14 protein-coding genes are annotated in these 16,883 nt (G+C 65.1%); 1 reads left to right on the top strand and 13 read right to left on the bottom strand.

The window, feature by feature from the left end:
* Positions 1 to 74 precede the first annotated feature (74 nt).
* A complete protein-coding gene (locus C5F75_RS00500) occupies positions 75 to 2,336 on the bottom strand; it encodes a primosomal protein N' (protein WP_059580519.1) in 2,262 nt (753 codons plus the stop codon).
* 451 nt (positions 2,337 to 2,787) lie between these two features.
* Positions 2,788 to 3,882 carry a uroporphyrinogen decarboxylase gene (hemE, locus tag C5F75_RS00495; RefSeq protein WP_316252108.1) on the bottom strand — a complete coding sequence of 365 codons (1,095 nt, stop codon included), beginning with the start codon at positions 3,880 to 3,882 and terminating at the stop codon, positions 2,788 to 2,790.
* A 149-nt stretch (positions 3,883 to 4,031) separates the two neighbouring features.
* On the opposite strand from hemE, the gene C5F75_RS00490 reads away from it, so the two are divergent.
* Positions 4,032 to 4,832 (top strand): transporter substrate-binding domain-containing protein, encoded by an 801-nt coding sequence (locus tag C5F75_RS00490; RefSeq protein ID WP_059580514.1) that lies wholly within the window; start codon positions 4,032 to 4,034, stop codon positions 4,830 to 4,832.
* Between the two features lie 748 nt (positions 4,833 to 5,580).
* Here the strand turns inward: C5F75_RS00490 and C5F75_RS00475 are convergent.
* From C5F75_RS00475 to C5F75_RS00420, 11 genes are all read right to left on the bottom strand, one after another.
* On the bottom strand, positions 5,581 to 7,308 hold the full coding sequence (locus C5F75_RS00475) for an AMP-binding protein (RefSeq protein ID WP_059580697.1): 1,728 nt from the start codon (positions 7,306 to 7,308) through the stop codon (positions 5,581 to 5,583).
* 288 nt (positions 7,309 to 7,596) lie between these two features.
* On the bottom strand, positions 7,597 to 8,022 hold the full coding sequence (locus C5F75_RS00470) for a F0F1 ATP synthase subunit epsilon (RefSeq protein WP_006477288.1): 426 nt from the start codon (positions 8,020 to 8,022) through the stop codon (positions 7,597 to 7,599).
* 151 nt (positions 8,023 to 8,173) lie between these two features.
* A complete protein-coding gene (gene atpD / locus C5F75_RS00465; RefSeq protein ID WP_011350527.1) occupies positions 8,174 to 9,568 on the bottom strand; it encodes a F0F1 ATP synthase subunit beta in 1,395 nt (464 codons plus the stop codon).
* Between the two features lie 66 nt (positions 9,569 to 9,634).
* Complete coding sequence (atpG, locus tag C5F75_RS00460; protein ID WP_034209645.1) at positions 9,635 to 10,510, bottom strand: F0F1 ATP synthase subunit gamma; 876 nt, start codon at positions 10,508 to 10,510, stop codon at positions 9,635 to 9,637.
* Between the two features lie 119 nt (positions 10,511 to 10,629).
* Entirely contained in the window at positions 10,630 to 12,171 is a 1,542-nt protein-coding gene (gene atpA, locus C5F75_RS00455; protein ID WP_059580508.1) for a F0F1 ATP synthase subunit alpha, read from the bottom strand.
* A 44-nt stretch (positions 12,172 to 12,215) separates the two neighbouring features.
* On the bottom strand, positions 12,216 to 12,755 hold the full coding sequence (locus tag C5F75_RS00450; protein WP_034188172.1) for a F0F1 ATP synthase subunit delta: 540 nt from the start codon (positions 12,753 to 12,755) through the stop codon (positions 12,216 to 12,218).
* A gap of 2 nt (positions 12,756 to 12,757) precedes the next feature.
* Positions 12,758 to 13,228, bottom strand: a complete 471-nt coding sequence (locus C5F75_RS00445; RefSeq protein ID WP_006477283.1) for a F0F1 ATP synthase subunit B — start codon at positions 13,226 to 13,228, stop codon at positions 12,758 to 12,760.
* A 129-nt stretch (positions 13,229 to 13,357) separates the two neighbouring features.
* On the bottom strand, positions 13,358 to 13,627 hold the full coding sequence (gene atpE, locus C5F75_RS00440) for a F0F1 ATP synthase subunit C (RefSeq protein ID WP_006482730.1): 270 nt from the start codon (positions 13,625 to 13,627) through the stop codon (positions 13,358 to 13,360).
* Positions 13,628 to 13,702: 75 nt separating this feature from the next.
* The gene (atpB, locus tag C5F75_RS00435; protein ID WP_012492242.1) at positions 13,703 to 14,554 is read right to left on the bottom strand and encodes a F0F1 ATP synthase subunit A; all 852 of its coding nucleotides are present in this window, start codon (positions 14,552 to 14,554) and stop codon (positions 13,703 to 13,705) included.
* Between the two features lie 110 nt (positions 14,555 to 14,664).
* The gene (locus tag C5F75_RS00430; RefSeq protein ID WP_059580504.1) at positions 14,665 to 15,189 is read right to left on the bottom strand and encodes an ATP synthase subunit I; all 525 of its coding nucleotides are present in this window, start codon (positions 15,187 to 15,189) and stop codon (positions 14,665 to 14,667) included.
* A gap of 557 nt (positions 15,190 to 15,746) precedes the next feature.
* Positions 15,747 to 16,877, bottom strand: a complete 1,131-nt coding sequence (locus C5F75_RS00420) for an SLC13 family permease (protein WP_059580501.1) — start codon at positions 16,875 to 16,877, stop codon at positions 15,747 to 15,749.
* Between the last annotated feature and the right edge of the window lie 6 nt (positions 16,878 to 16,883).

Genomic DNA, 16,883 nt, shown 5'->3' with positions numbered 1-16,883 from the left:
TTCGGGGCGGCGCCGCGCGGCCCACGCTTGGGGTATCGGACACAGCGTCGCGCGACGGTCGCGCGGCCCGTCGCTCAGATATCCAGCGGATCGACCTCGACGCTCCACCGCAGCACGCCCTTCAGCGCACGCAGTTCCGGCTGCCAGGCGCGCAGCGCATGCTGCAGCGCCGCCCGCGACGCACTTTCGAGCAGCAGCTGCGCGCGATGGACGTTCGCGACCTTCACGATCGTCATCGGCACCGCGTCGTACACGGTCACGCGATCCGCGCCCGGCAGCCCCGGCAACGCAGCCGCGGCCTGCAGCAGGAACGCGAGCGCCGCATCGAGCGTGCGCCCTTCGGCGCGCAGCAGCGCCTGGTAGACGAACGGCGGCAGGTGCGCGTCGCGGCGCTCGCCGAGCGTCGAATTCGCGAAGCCCACGTAGTCCTGCCGCCCGAGCGCGTGGTACAGCGCGTGACGCGGGTAGCGCGTCTGCACCATCACTTCGCCCGGCAGCCCGGCGCGCCCCGCGCGGCCGCTTACCTGCATCAGTTGCGCGAACAGCCGCTCGCTCGCGCGGAAGTCGTGCGAGAACAGCGCGGTATCGGCGTTGAGCACGCCGACGAGCGACACGCGCTGGAAGTCGTGCCCCTTCGCGATCATCTGCGTGCCGACCAGGATGTCGACCTCGCCCGCGTGCACGTCGGAAAAGAGCGCCTGCGCGCTGCCCTTGCGGCGCGTGCTGTCCGCGTCGATCCGCAGGATCCGCGCGCCCGGCACGGCTTCGGCGAGCGTCTCCTCGATGCGCTGCGTGCCGCGCCCGAGCGGCGCGATGTCGACGTTCCCGCACTCGGGGCACGACCGCGGAATGCGCGCTTCCCAGCCGCAGTGATGGCAGCGCAGCGCGTGCTCGGGCTTGTGCAGCACGACGTACGCGCTGCAGCGCGGGCAGCCGGCCACCCAGCCGCATGCGTCGCACGCGAGCTGCGGCGCGTAACCGCGCCGGTTCAGGAACACGAGGCTCTGTTCGCCGCGTTCGAGCCGCGCCTTCAGCGCCGCGACGAGCGGCCCCGACAGCCCGCCCATCGACGCACGCCCGCGCCGCCGCTCCTCTTCGAGATCGATCAGCCGCACGGTCGGCAGCGTCGCGTCGGCCACCGCGCGGCGCGACAGCGTGAGCCGCGTGTAGCGCCCCTGCTCGGCCTGCCACCAGCTTTCGAGCGACGGCGTGGCCGAGCCGAGCACGACGGTGATGCCGAGGTGCTTCGCGCGCCACACGGCCAGGTCGCGCGCCGAATAGCGCAGCCCTTCCTGCTGCTTGTACGCGGGCTCGTGTTCCTCGTCGACGACGATCAGCGCGAGCGTCGGCATCGACGCGAGCACCGCGAGGCGCGTGCCGAGCACGATCCGCGCGCGGCCCGTGTGCGCGGCGAGCCAGTTGCGCGCGCGCTCGCCTTCGGCAAGCCCGCTGTGCAGCGTGACGATCGCGTCGTCGGCGAGCGCGCCCGCGAAGCGCGCGCGAAACGCGGCCTCGAATTGCGGCGTCAGGTTGATTTCGGGCACGAGCACGAGCGCCTGCGCGTCCGGCCGCGCGTCGAGCAGCGACGCGAGCGCGTGCAGGTAGACCTCGGTCTTGCCGCTGCCCGTCACGCCGTGCAGCAGGAACGGCGCGAAGCCCTGCGCCGCGCGGATCGCGTCGAGCGCCTCGGCCTGCTGGTCCGTCAACGCCGGCGGCACAGCCCGTCCACTGCTTGTCGACAGGTTATCCACAGGGTTGACCACAGGCGCATCGGCCCAGCCGATCTCCTCGACGTCGACCCAGCCGCGCGCCGCCCAGTCGTCGAGCGTCGCGGCCGCCTTCGGATGCAGCGCGCGCGCGTCGGGCAGCGTCAGCGAGCCGGCGTCGACGAGCGCCTGCGCGAGCCGGCGCAGCGCGGCGCCGCGCGCGGGCAACGCGTCGGGCAGCGCCGCGCGGCCGGCTTCGGTCGGCCGGTAGCGCACTTCCGGCGCGAGCAGCCGCCCCCAGCGCCCGGCGTCGCGCAGCGCCTGCGGCAGCGCCGGCAACGCGACCTCGCCACGCCCGCGCTGATAGTAATCGGCGGCGAACGACACGAGCGCGAGCCAGTCCGCCGACAGCGGCGGCAGGTCGGCACAGATCGCATCGACCGCGCGCAGCCGCGATGGCGGCACATCGGTGTGAGTGGTGACTTCGCAGACGAGCCCGACGGCCTGCCGCTTGCCGAACGGCACCTGCACCAGCGTGCCGGGCACGGGCGCGGGCTGCACGTCGCAGCGGTAGTCGAACAGGGTGGCGAGCGGATGGTCGAGCGCCACGCGCAGGTAGGTGCCGCTCATCGACACGCTCCCGCAGCGGCGACACGCAGGGGACGGACGACGTGCACCCGCGCCCGCATCGCGACGGCGAACTTAAAGTAAAACTTCAGATTCGGCGCTAAGTTTTGGATTCGCATTAGGAATCGCCGTATACCCTGCCCAGCCTGTGGATAACTTTGTTGAGAACTCGCCGCTCAACAGCCGCAACGCGCGCAGGGCCGTGCTTTTCGCTGTTTTCCGCCGCTTCCGGCCGTGTCCCGCGAAGCCTTATTCCATAAGGCTGCTATTCAAATTACCCAACCATAGCGAGACAAATTGACCGATACGGGGCTCTACCGCGCTGCAACGTGGAAAATGTGTATAAGTCAAGTCTTGACAAGCATCGAATCGGCAACGGGAGCGGGGTTGCGTCCTGTTTAGTTTCAAAAACGAAACACCGCCATCCCGCAATGCAGCATGACGGCGCTTGCGTTCAGCCCGCCGCTCGGCTACGGATCGCGCGGCTGTGGGTATGCACTTCGTCGACGAGTTCGGCGACGTGATCGGGCGACGTGAATTGCGAGATGCCGTGCCCCAGGTTGAACACGTGGCCCGGATGGTTGCCGTAGCTGTCGAGCACCGCGCGCGCCTGTTCGCGCACCGCGGCCGGCGGCGCAAACAGGATCGTCGGGTCGAGGTTGCCCTGCAGCGCCACGCGTCCCGCGACGCGCTCGCGCGCGGCACCGAGGTTGACCGTCCAGTCGAGCCCGACCGCGTCGACGCCGGTCGCCGCGATCTCCTCGAGCCACAACCCGCCGCCCTTCGTGAACGTGATCACCGGCACGCGCTCGCCATCGTGCTCGCGCTTGAGCTGCGACACCACGCGGCGGATATAGTCGAGCGAGAAGCGCTGGTACGCGCCGTCGGCCAGCGCGCCGCCCCACGTATCGAAGATCATCACGGCCTGCGCGCCCGCTTCGATCTGTGCGTTCAGGTACGCGGCCACCGCCTGCGCGTTCACGTCGAGGATTCGGTGCATCAGGTCGGGGCGCGAATACGCAATCGACTTCACCGTGCGGAAATCGTCCGAGCCGCCGCCTTCGACCATGTAGCACGCGAGCGTCCACGGGCTGCCCGAGAAGCCGATCAGCGGCACGCGCTGGCGGCCCTGGCCGTCGGTGAGCGCGCGGCGGATCTCGCGCACGGCGCCCGTCACGTAGCCGAGCGTCTCGTCGATGTCCGGCACCGCGAGCTTCGCGACGTCGGCCTCGGTGCGCACCGGATGCGCGAACTTCGGTCCTTCGCCGGCCTGGAAGTCGAGGCCGAGGCCCATCGCGTCGGGAATCGTCAGGATGTCCGAGAACAGGATCGCGGCGTCGAGCGGGAAGCGCTCGAGCGGCTGCAGCGTCACCTCGGTCGCGTAGTCGGGGTTTTTGGCCAGCCCGAGAAAGCTGCCGGCACGCGCGCGCGTCGCGTTGTATTCAGGCAGGTAGCGGCCGGCCTGGCGCATCAGCCAGATCGGCGTGTAGTCGGTCGGCTCGCGCAGAAGCGCACGCAGGAAGGTGTCGTTGAGCAGGTTATGGGCCACGGTAGGAGCGACGATGCGAAGGCAAAGCGGCATTTTACCGGACAGCCGCGGTCGGACCGCGCAGGCCGATGCAATGGCGGCCATATGACGCGCGCGATGGCTCCGTTATGATCGGACGCTCATATCGAACCGAACGAAGGAGGAGACCGATGAAGACATTCGCCACGCTGGCCGCGGCCGCGTTGCTGTGCTGCACCGCCGCACACGCGCAAACTGCCGCCGGCGCCGCCACGAGCGCGCCGGGCACCGGCTCGCGGCTCGACGAGGTGCTGGCGCGCGGCACGCTGCGCGTGTGCACAACGGGCGACTACAAGCCGTATTCGTACTACCGCGCGGACGGCCGCTTCGAGGGCATCGACATCGACATGGCCGAATCGCTCGCGAAATCGCTCGGCGTGAAGGCCGATTACGTGAAGACGAGCTGGCCGAATCTCACCCAAGACTTCGTCGCGAAGTGCGACATCGCGGTGGGCGGCGTGTCGACCACGCTCGAGCGCCAGAAGCGCGTGTTCTTCACGCAGCCGTACGTGGTCGACGGCAAGACGCCGATCGTGCGCTGCGCGGATGCCGACAAGTACCAGAGCGTCGCGCAGATCGACCGGCCCGAGACGCGCGTAATCGTGAATCCGGGCGGCACCAACGAGCGCTTCGCGAAGCAGTTCTTCACGCACGCGAACCTGACCGTCTATCCGGACAACGTGACGATCTTCAAGCAGATCCTCGCGGGCAAGGCCGACGTGATGGTGACGGATGCGTCGGAGACGCTGCTGCAGCAAAAGCTGAATCCGGGCCTCTGCTCGGTGCATCCGGACAAGCCGTTCCAGTTCGGCGAGAAGGCGTACATGGTGCCGCGCGGCGACGTCGTGTTCCAGCAATACGTCGACCAGTGGCTGCATCTCGCGCTGTCCACCGGTGAATATCAGGCGCTGTCGGACAAGTGGCTGAAGTAAGCGCGCGTGCAAGCGGCGGCCGATGACGGGCACCGCCCGCTGCGGCCGCCAAGTGCGAAAATCCCGCCTGCGTCGGCCGCCGGCATGCGTTGCCGTTACACCTTCGCGTCGCGCCGCGGCGCCCATGAACGGCGCGCGACCCGCCAAATTGGCCGAATGGCCGACTTCCACGCGTCCCGATCACGTTTCAAAATCTTTCTGACGAATGAATCGCCATGCGCGGTATCGATCGTGCCGTGCACTTTCTCGCGTGAAAATCGGCAATTCATCGCGCCCGATACGCGTGAAAAACGCATCGCGCGCATACCTCGAAAACGCGGCGGAAAATATGGGTAAAAATGACCTTTTTCAGGAGCCCGAAAACAGCAAAAAATCCCGGAAAGCCTTATCTGGCGGGCGTTACAACCTGAAACACTTTGTTACCGCGAGGGGTCGTTAATTCGCCCACAATGGGCCTCAACGGTTTCAACACGGATGCGGTCTCGTGTGCCAAGTGTGAGCGGACGCGAAGCGCTGCGAGCCAGTCGGTCACGTACCGAAGCCCTTCCGAGGGGCATCCCTGTTGGAGTCGTTTCCGGCCCCCGCCGGATCCGGTTTCATCTTTGGTCTCCTCGCGCTAACCCCGTAGCGTGTGGTTTTTAGCGGGCTAATAAGCCCGCTTTTTTTCGTCCATCGAAAACGTAGCGACCTGCACCGGGCGACCCGCAGGCCGCCCCGCTTTTCCCGCATTTTCCCGCACCGCCCCGCTTCAAGCCGTCTTCTGCACGTCGAGCTTCAGCTCCTCGATCATCCGCTCGCGCATCACGAATTTCTGCACCTTGCCCGTCACCGTCATCGGCAGTTCGTCGACGAAGCGGATATAGCGCGGAATCTTGTAGTGCGCGATCTGGCCTTGGCAGAAGGCACGCACGTCGTCCTCGGTCATCTGCTCGTCGGCGCGCAGCACGATCCACGCGCACAGCTCCTCGCCGTACTTCGCGTCGGGCACGCCGAATACCTGCGCGCTCTGGATCTTCGGATGTCGAAACAGGAATTCCTCGATCTCGCGTGGATAGACGTTCTCGCCGCCGCGAATCACCATGTCCTTCAGACGGCCGACGATGTTGCAGTAGCCGTCCGCATCGAGCGTCGCGAGGTCGCCCGTGTGCATCCAGCCGTCGACCAGCACCTCGCGCGTCTTCGCGTCGTCGTCCCAATAGCCGAGCATCACCGAATAGCCCTTCGTGCACAGCTCGCCCGTCGCGCCGACCGGCACGATGTCGCCGGCCGCATCGACGATCTTCACTTCGAGATGCGGCTGGATGCGGCCGACCGTCGTCGTGCGCTTTTCGAGCGGATCGTCGGTCGAGCTCTGGAACGACACCGGGCTCGTCTCCGTCATTCCGTACGCGATCGTGATCTCCGACAGATGCATCTGCGACACGACGCGCTTCATCGTCTCGATCGGGCACGGCGAGCCGGCCATGATCCCGGTGCGCAGCGTCGACAGGTCGAATTTGGCGAATTCCGGATGGTCGAGCTCCGCGATGAACATCGTCGGCACGCCGTGCAGCGCGGTGCAGCGCTCTTCGGCCACCGCCGCGAGCGTCGCGACCGGGTCGAACGCCTCGCCGGGGAATACCATCGCGGCGCCCGTCGACACGCAGGCGAGCACGGCCAGCACCATCCCGAAGCAGTGATAGAGCGGCACGGGGATGCAGAGCGAATCCTGTTCGGTGAAGCGCATCGCCATCGCGATCGAGCGCGCATTGTTGACGACGTTGCGGTGCGTGAGCGTCGCGCCCTTCGGGCTGCCGGTCGTGCCGCTCGTGAACTGGATGTTGATCGGATCGCTGGCCGAGAGCGTTGCGCCGAGCGCGTCGAGCAGCGCGGGATCGACGGCCTGGCGGCCGCGCGCCATCACGTCCGCGAAGCGGAACATGCCGGCCGGCGCCACGTCGCCCATCGACACGATCGTGCGCAGGCTCGGCACGCGCGCCGCGTGCAGGTCGCCCGGCGTCGCGGTCGCGAGCTCCGGCGCGAGGGTCTGCAGCATCTCGACGTACGCGGAGCTCTTGAAGCGCTCGGCCGCGATCACGGCCTTGCAGCCGACCTTGTTCAGCGCGTATTCGAGTTCCGACAGCCGGTAGGCCGGGTTGATGTTGACGAGCACCGCGCCGATCCGCGCGGTCGCGAACTGCGTGAGCAGCCATTCGCTGCGGTTCGGCGACCAGATGCCGACGCAGTCACCCTTCACGATCCCGAGCGCGGCGAGGCCCGCTGCCAGCACGTCGACCTCGTTCGCGAACGCGCGCCAGGTCCAGCGCACCTGCTGCTCGCGGAACACGACGGCCGGACGGTCGGGAAAGCGGCCAGCCGTGTCGAGCAGAAACCGGCCGATCGTCGCGTCGGATAGCGGCACGTCGGTCGCGCCGCGCACGTACGACAAGCCGTTCTCGGGCGCGATCAGCGCCCCCTTGCCAAGGTCTGCTGCCATCGATGTCTCCGTCCGTTCTTGTCTGATCGGCCCGCGCGCGCCTGCTGCGCGCGCCTTCGCCGCAACGATCGCGACGGCGGGCCTCACCGCGGATGATGCCGCGCTCCGCTGACGATACTTTGACATCGAATCGCGACGGGCGGTTGAAATAGCACGACCGGACGGAATGATCGGACCCGCAAAACTCCGACGAAATGCGGGCGAAGCGCGAACGGAACGCGGGCGAAACCGCGGGCGAAAAAAAAGCAGCCCGAAGGCTGCTTTCTTTCGCGGGATACGCGGCGCGGCTCAGTGCCGGCTGCGAATCTTCGCCAGACGCTGGATCGCCTCGAGCTGCGCCATCGCGGTCGCGAGCTCGGATTGCGCTTTCGCGAGGTCGAGATCCGACTTCGCGTTCTGCAGCGTTTCCTCGGCACGCTTGCGCGCTTCCTCGGCTTTCGCCGCGTCGAGGTCCTTGCCGCGGATCGCGGTATCGGCGAGCACCGTCACGGCGCCCGGCTGCACTTCGAGAATGCCGCCCGCGACGAACACGAATTCGTCGTTGCCGCCCTCGACTTCGATGCGCACCGCACCCGGACGAATCCGGGTGATCAGCGGCGTGTGGCCCGGCAGAATACCCAGCTCACCCGTTTCGCCCGGCAGCGCGACGAATTTCGCCTCGCCCGAGAAGATCTGCTCTTCCGCGCTGACGACGTCTACTTTGATGGTTGCCATATCGACTCCTGTCGATCGGAGCGGGCACTTGCGCGCCTGCGCCGATCCCATGCACGGCGGATTGAGCGTATTGCGGTCGGCGCGACCCGCCGGGATTATCAGTCCGACTGTTAATCCCGACTAGCACGCGCCGTGCGACTCACTCGAACCCTTACGAGATCTTCTTGGCCTTTTCGAAGGCTTCGTCGATCGTGCCGACCATGTAGAACGCCTGTTCCGGCAGGTGGTCGCACTCGCCGTCGACGATCATCTTGAAGCCACGGATCGTTTCCTTCAGCGGCACGTACTTGCCCGGCGAGCCCGTGAACACTTCAGCGACGTGGAACGGCTGCGACAGGAAACGCTGGATCTTGCGCGCACGTGCGACCGACAGCTTGTCTTCCGGCGACAGTTCGTCCATGCCCAGAATCGCGATGATGTCGCGCAGTTCCTTGTAGCGCTGCAGCGTCTGCTGAACGCGACGGGTGATCGAGTAGTGCTCTTCACCGATCACGTTCGGGTCGATCTGGCGCGACGTCGAGTCGAGCGGGTCGACCGCCGGGTAGATACCCAGCGAAGCGATGTCACGCGACAGAACGACGGTTGCGTCCAGGTGGCCGAAGGTGGTCGCCGGCGACGGGTCGGTCAAGTCGTCCGCAGGGACGTACACGGCCTGAACCGACGTAATCGAGCCCTTCTTGGTCGACGTGATGCGCTCTTGCAGCTTGCCCATTTCTTCAGCCAGCGTCGGCTGATAGCCCACTGCCGACGGCATACGGCCGAGCAGTGCCGACACTTCGGTACCGGCCAGCGTGAAACGGTAGATGTTGTCGACGAAGAACAGCACGTCGAGGCCTTCGTCACGGAAGTGCTCGGCCATCGTCAGGCCGGTCAGCGCGACGCGCAGACGGTTGCCCGGCGGCTCGTTCATCTGGCCGTACACCAGCGCGACCTTGTCGAGAACGTTCGAGTCCTTCATTTCGTGGTAGAAGTCGTTCCCTTCACGGGTCCGCTCGCCCACGCCCGCGAACACGGAGTAACCGCCGTGTTCCTTCGCGATGTTGTTGATGAGCTCCATCATGTTGACGGTCTTGCCCACGCCTGCACCGCCGAACAGGCCAACCTTGCCGCCCTTCGCGAACGGGCAGATCAGGTCGATGACCTTGATACCCGTTTCGAGCAGTTCGGTCGACGGCGACAGTTCGTCGAACGCCGGTGCCTTCTGGTGGATCGAACGCGTCGTTTCGCTTTCGATCGGGCCGGCTTCGTCGATCGGACGGCCGAGCACGTCCATGATACGACCGAGGGTCGGCTTGCCGACCGGCACCGAGATCGGCTTCGCCGTGTTCTTCACGGTCAGGCCGCGGCGCAGGCCGTCGGATGCACCCAGACAAATGGTACGGACCACGCCGTCACCCAGCTGCTGCTGGACTTCGAGCGTCAGTTCCGAGCCATCGAGAATGAGCGCGTCGTAGATCTTCGGCATGCTGTCGCGCGGGAATTCCACGTCGATAACGGCGCCGATGCACTGTACGATCTTGCCTTCTACCAAAGCAGCAGTACTCATCGCTTTTCCTTTAAATACCTGATTCTTTACTCGCGCAAAGGCGCAGTTGTCGTCCCGGGCGCGCGCTTAAACAGCGGCTGCGCCGCCGACGATCTCCGACAGTTCTTTCGTGATCGCGGCCTGACGGCTCTTGTTGTATACGAGCTGCAGTTCGCTGATCACCGTCTTCGCGTTGTCGGACGCGGCCTTCATCGCGACCATGCGCGCCGATTGCTCGGACGCCATGTTTTCCGCGACGGCCTGGTACACCAGCGCCTCGACGTAACGCACGAGCAGTTCGTCGACGACTGCCTGCGCGTCCGGCTCGTAGATGTAATCCCACGACGTCGCCGGCGTACCGTCATCGGCTTCGAAGTGTTCCGACGACAGCGGCAGCAGCTGCTCGATCACGGCTTCCTGCTTCATCGTGTTGACGAAGCGCGTGTAAGCGATATAAACCGCCGACAGCTTGCCTTCCGAGTACAGATCGAGCTGCGTCTTCACGGCGCCGATCAGCTTGTCCAGGTGCGGGGTGTCGCCGAGGTGCACGACCTGCGACATCACCTTCGCGCCGAAGCGGTTCAGGAACCCGAGGCCCTTGCCGCCGATCGCGGTGGCTTCGACCTTCTGGCCCTTCTCTTCCAGCTCCTTGAACTTCTGCACCGTCGCACGCAGCACGTTGGTGTTCAGACCACCGCACAGACCCTTGTCCGTCGTGACGAGGATGATGCCGGCCGTCTGCGCGCCGTCGTTCGCCACCATGAACGGGTGGCGGTACTCCGGGTTCGCACGGCTCATGTGCGCGGCGATGGCACGGACCTTGTCCGCATACGGACGAGCGGCGCGCATGCGTTCCTGCGCGCGACGCATCTTCGATGCAGCCACCATCTCCATCGCCTTCGTGATCTTGCGCGTGTTCTGCACGCTCTTGATCTTGCCGCGAATTTCCTTCATTCCAGCCATAGCTTGCTCCTTTGCGCCCCGAATTAGCGCTTTAGCGCTTTACTCGGGGCTCATGCATCGCTCACCGAAGCGGCGCGGGCGCATCAGCACCCACGCGGCCTCCGTGTGTCACTCGCGGATCAATAGGCACCGGACTTCTTGAAGGCTTCGATCGCCGCGCGCAGCGCGCCTTCGTCGTCCTTCGAGAGATCCTTGGTGTCTTCGATACGCTTGATGAGGTCAGCGTGGCTGGTCTTCAGGTTGTCGCGCAGGCCCTTCTCGAACGGCAGCACTTGCTTGACGTCGAGATCGTCGAGGTAGCCGTTGTTCGCGGCGTACAGCGACACGGCCAGTTCCCAGACCTGCAGCGGCTGGTACTGCGGCTGCTTCAGCAGTTCCGTCACGCGGCGGCCGCGCTCGAGCTGCTTGCGGGTCGCTTCGTCGAGGTCCGATGCGAACTGCGCGAATGCAGCCAGTTCACGGTACTGCGCGAGGTCGGTACGGATACCGCCCGACAGCTTCTTCACGACCTTCGTCTGAGCGGCGCCGCCGACGCGCGACACCGACACGCCGGCGTTGATTGCCGGGCGGATGCCTGCGTTGAACAGGTCGGTTTCCAGGAAGATCTGGCCGTCGGTAATCGAGATCACGTTCGTCGGAACGAACGCGGTCACGTCGCCTGCCTGCGTTTCGATGACCGGCAGTGCCGTCAGCGAGCCGCTCTTGCCCTTCACTTCGCCGTTCGTGAACTTCTCGACGTACTCTTCCGACACGCGAGCCGCACGCTCGAGCAGACGCGAGTGCAGATAGAACACGTCGCCCGGGTACGCTTCACGGCCCGGCGGGCGGCGCAGCAGCAGCGAGATCTGACGGTATGCCCAGGCCTGCTTGGTCAAGTCGTCATAGATGATCAGCGCGTCTTGGCCGCGGTCGCGGAAGTATTCGCCCATCGTGCAGCCGGCGTACGGTGCCAGGTACTGCATCGCGGCCGAATCCGACGCCGAAGCGGCGACGACGATCGTGTATTCCAGCGCGCCCGTTTCCTCGAGCTTGCGCACCACGTTCATGATCGACGAAGCCTTCTGGCCGATCGCGACGTAGATACAGATCAGGTCCTTGCCCTTCTGGTTGATGATCGCGTCGAGCGCCACCGCGGTCTTGCCGCACTGACGGTCGCCGATGATCAGCTCACGCTGGCCACGGCCGATCGGCACCATCGCGTCGATCGACTTGATGCCCGTCTGCACCGGCTGCGACACCGACTTGCGCCAGATCACGCCCGGGGCGATCTTTTCGATCGCGTCGGTCAGCTTCGCGTTGACCGGACCCTTGCCGTCGATCGGGTTGCCGAGCGCGTCGACCACGCGGCCGACGAGTTCCGGGCCGACCGGGACTTCGAGAATGCGGCCCGTCGTCTTGACGATGTCGCCTTCCGAGATGTGTTCGTATTCGCCGAGAATCACCGCGCCGACCGAGTCGCGCTCGAGGTTCAGCGCGAGACCGAACGTGTTGCCCGGAAACTCGAGCATTTCGCCCTGCATCACGTCCGACAGGCCGTGGATACGCACGATACCGTCGGTCACGGAGATCACGGTGCCCTGGTTGCGAACGTCTGCGCTCGCTTCAAGGCCCTGGATCCGGCTCTTGATCAGCTCGCTGATCTCAGAGGGATTGAGTTGCATTATTCGCTCCTGATAGTCAATTCTGTTGCGTGCCGGCGTGGCGCTCAGGCGGTCAAGGCAGCCTGCATCGATGCGAGGCGCGCGCGAACCGAGGTGTCGAGCACTTCGTCGCCGACCGTCACGCGCACGCCGCCGATCAGCGACGAATCGACTTCGACCGTCGGTTTCAGCTTGCGCTTGAACTTGCGTTCGAGGCCCGAGACGAGACTGTCGAGATCCGCGCCGTTCAGCGGGAACGCGCTCACGATCTCGGCGTCGGCTGCGCCTTCACGTTCGTTCTTGAGCGCCTCGAACTGCTCGGCAATTTCCGGCAGCAGCGCGATGCGATGATTGTCGACCAGCATCTGCACGAAGTTCTTCGCTTCGGCGCCGGCCGCGAGCGGCGACTTCACCGCAGCAAGCAGCAGCTCGGCTACTTGCGTGCGCGTCACCTTCGGGCTCGACGCGACCGACAGCACTTCCGGCAGACGCGCAACCTGGGCCAGCTCTTGCACGAGCGTGGACCAGGCGGCGATGTCACCGCCCTCGGCCACGCGGAACAGCGCTTCTGCGTAAGGGCGGGCGATGGTTGCAAGTTCGGCCATGATCAGAGCTCGGCTTTCAGTTGATTCAGCAGTTGGGCGTGGGCCGTTTGATCGACTTCGCGCTTCAGGATCTGCTCGGCGCCCTTCACGGCCAGCGCGGCGACTTCGCCACGCAGCGCTTCGCGCGCCTTCACGATTTGCTGTTCTGCTTCCGCCTTCGCCTGGGCGACGATGCGGGCGGCTTCAGCCTGGGCGTTGGCCTTGATTTCCTCGGCGACCGCCTGCGCACGCTTCTCAGCGTCGGCGATGCGCTGCTGGCCGTCGTTGCGGGCCTGCGCGAGTTCCTGGTCCACGCGCTTGTGCGCTGCGTCGAGTTCCGCCTTGCCCTTCTCCGCGGCGGCGAGGCCGTCGGCGATCTTCTTCGAACGTTCGTCGAGGGCGTTGATCAACGGCGGCCACACGAATTTCATCGTGAACCACGCGAGGACCAGGAACACGACCATTTGCGCAAACAGAGTTGCGTTGAGATTCACGGTGTTTCCTTATCTGCTATTCCGGAAAAATGAAACGGTAAGGCGCTCATCGAGTTGCATTCGATCAGCGCCCCAAGTCTCCGTTCCGCCCTGCGCCGGCTCACGCCGGACGCATATTTCCGAGGAACCTTAGCCTGCGAGCTTCGACAGGAGCGGGTTCGCGAACGCGAACAGCATTGCGACACCCACGCCGATCAGGAATGCAGCGTCGATCAGACCAGCCAGCAGGAACATCTTCGTTTGCAGCGGGTTGATGAGTTCCGGCTGACGTGCGCAGGCTTCGATGTACTTGCCACCCATCAGCGCGATACCGATACAGGCGCCGATTGCACCCAGGCCGATGATGATGCCGATACCGATGGCGGTCAGACCCTGGATGTTGGCGATGTAAGCTTGCATGATCACTCCTTTGTGAAAAGACTTGGAACTGAGATTTAAAAAACTAAAACGAAGACTCTTTGTTGCACGCCGCGCTTAGTGCTTGTCGTGCGCCTGGCCGAGATACACCAGCGTCAGCATCATGAAAATGAATGCCTGCAACAGAACAATCAGGATGTGGAAGATTGCCCAGACGCTACCCGCGATCACGTGACCAACGAAGCCGAGGAACGTTGCGTCGCCACCGAAGCTCCACATGCTGCCGAGCAGGGCGATCAACAGGAACAACAGCTCACCCGCGTACATGTTGCCGAACAGCCGCATACCGAGGGAGACGGTCTTTGCGAGATATTCGACGATGTTGAGCGCGAGGTTAGGGATCCACAGCAGCGGGTGGGCGCCGAACGGGGCCGACAGCAGCTCATGCACAAAGCCGCCCGCGCCCTTGATCTTGATGCTGTAGTAGATCATCAGGACGAACACGCCGAGCGCGATGCCGAGCGTGCCGTTCAGGTCGGCCGTCGGGACGATGCGATGGTGGGAAATCACGTCCGACAGACCGAGCAGGCCGATCACGCGGCCCGGCAGGTCGACCGGGAGGAAGTCGAGGGAGTTCATCAGCGCGACCCACACGAACACCGTGAGGGCGAGCGGCGCGATGAAGGTGCGATTGCCGTGGACGATGGCCTTCGACTGGTCTTCGACCATTTCGACGAGCATCTCGATCGCGCACTGGAAGCGGCCCGGCACGCCCGAGGTCGCCTTGCGGGCGGCAAGACGCAGCAGGACGATCGTCACGATGCCGCATACGATCGACCAGAACAGCGTGTCGAGATTCCAGACGTGGATATCGAAAATCGACGTCTGATGCGAGGTGGAGAAATTCTGCAAGTGGTGCGCAATGTACTCGGACGGATCCGGACCGCGCGTGCCTTCGCTAGCTGCCATATCGTTAATGCCACCCAAATTGTCGAAAATCGTTTTGCCCCGTTCCGCAACACGCTATTGCGGGAACGGGCCGGTGCGGTTCGTTGTCGAAACCGCACGCTGCTTGTTCCTTACCGCCAGGCCAGCGCGATCCAGTACGTCTTCAGCACGACGAGGTACGTGACGAGGAACGGCACCCAGTGCACGCCGGCCCAGCCGAACGCCACCGCGGTGAACATTCCGATCGTCAGAGCGAGCTTCAGGGCTTCGCCCATCACCCAGCTCATCACGGTGGCCGAGCCACCTGCCTTCAGTCGTGCCACGAATACCGCACTGGGTACCCAGCCGATCGCTCCGCCCAAAAACGCGGATTGCGCAGCGGCGCCCGGCGACTTCGAAAACAGCCACCACGCCAGCGTTGCAACCAGGGACAGGACCACTTGCGCGAATACCACCTTGTAGGGGGTCACGCGCGAGGGCTTGCTCACGTTCGGGCCGAACAGCCTTTCGGCCTCTGCCCGCGTCAGCGGAACGATGTTGTTATCTTGCTGCTCGACATCCCAGTCATCGTCGGGTTCACGCCGCTCGCCGGCCGCCGAAGCGGTGCGTTGCGTGCGCTGATCATCGTGCCTGTCGTCCGGCGCCTGACCCGCCATCGCAATCTTCCGCTGAAATCCCTGAACCCGACCCCAAGCTTTCTGAAAGCTTTCAGGGGTGCCTAGCTAACAAATCCGGGCGATTGTAAGCGATAGTTGCAAGTGATTCAAGGCTTTAGACGCGACAAAAACCTGCATAAAACGACGCCTCATGATGTGAAAAAACATGCGATTCGGCGACGTACGATGACAGTTGTAAGGTCGGTTTTCCGCACCGGTATTTCTTGCGCGAAAAAGTCAGGTGACGGGGGAAACGGCGGGAAACGATACCCGATACGGGCCAGGACGAAGCGGCGCGATTGCCGTCGGGAATTCGCTGCAACGCAGCCGGCGGAAACGATTCGCCCCGATGCTCGGGAACAAGCAAGACGCCGCGGCCCAACCATCGCGCCCGCGCGCGAAATTCGACAGGATGTTCACGCAGCGATTCATCCGGTCAGTTGTCGCGCCGCCACAGATGTTCGACTGTGGATGGCGGCACTTATCAACAACCGTTGATCAGCGTGAATGCCGTGCGCCCAACCCGTCGCTCGAACGGCTTCCCTGCGCCGCCCCGTTCAACCGTGCACGAGCAGCCACGCGCCGAGCGCCGCGCTCACCAGCGCGAACGGAATCGACACGAGGTGGAACGGCAGCCACATGCGCGGCTCCTTCGCGAGACGCACCGCGATCAGGTTCGCGAGCGAACCGATCGCGAACCCGAAGCCGCCGACCGATACGCCGAATGCAAGCGCGCGCCAGTCGTGCGTGAACTCCGACAGCAGGATCGCGGCCGGTACGTTGCTGATCACCTGTGACAGCACGGCGCCGGCCGCATAGACGCGCAGCGGCGAATCGAGTTGCGCGTGCGCGATCGCGTCGTGCACGACGGGCAGCGCGGCCGCGCTGCGCAACACGACGAACATCAGCACGAAGATCAGCAGCAGAAGCCAGTCGATCTTCAGGACTGCGTCGCGTTTGACGGCAAGCAGCACGACGGCGACGCCGACGAGGCCCGGCAGCAGATGATGCGCATCGGCGAGCAGCACGAACGCGGCGAACAGCACGGCCGCGATCAGCGCCTGCATGCGCTGGACGGGAAGCGCAACGGCGTCGCCGGACAGGTCGAGCGGCTTCGCGCGGAACATCAATGCGGTCAGCGCGAGCAGCAGCGCCATCAGCGCGAGGGCGAGCGGGCCGAGCGTGACCACGAAACGGCCGAACGACACGCCGCTCAATTGCCACAGGAAAAGATTCTGCGGATTGCCGAGCGGTGTCGCGACGGACCCCGCGTTGACAGCCAGCGCGACGACGATCACGAGCCGCCGGAACGGCAGCGGCGTCAGCGCGCGCAGCGATACCATCAACGGCACGACGACGAACAGCGCGACGTCGTTGGTGAGCCACATCGACAGCACCGCGGCGAAGCCGACGAGCAGCATCGCGAGCCCGCGTTCGGAATGCACGTGATGCACGATGCGATGCGCGAGCCACATCAGGCAGCCGGACAGCTCGAGCGCCTTGGTCAGCATCAGCAGGCCCGCGAGTGTCGCGACCGTCTGCCAGTCGACACGATCCGCGAGCACCGAAAATGGTTGCGGACGCACCCATTGCAGCACGATCAGGCCAAGCGCAAGCACCGACAGTACCGGTTCCTGCGCAAGCCAGCCGAGCCACCGGCGCGGCGCCGGTGCACCCTTTTGCGTCATGGGTTG

The organism is Burkholderia anthinoferrum (assembly GCF_002925705.1).
Classification (GTDB): Bacteria; Pseudomonadota; Gammaproteobacteria; order Burkholderiales; family Burkholderiaceae; genus Burkholderia; species Burkholderia semiarida.
The sequence above is the reverse complement of the archived record's forward strand: the minus strand, read 5'-3'. Positions and strand labels throughout refer to the sequence as shown.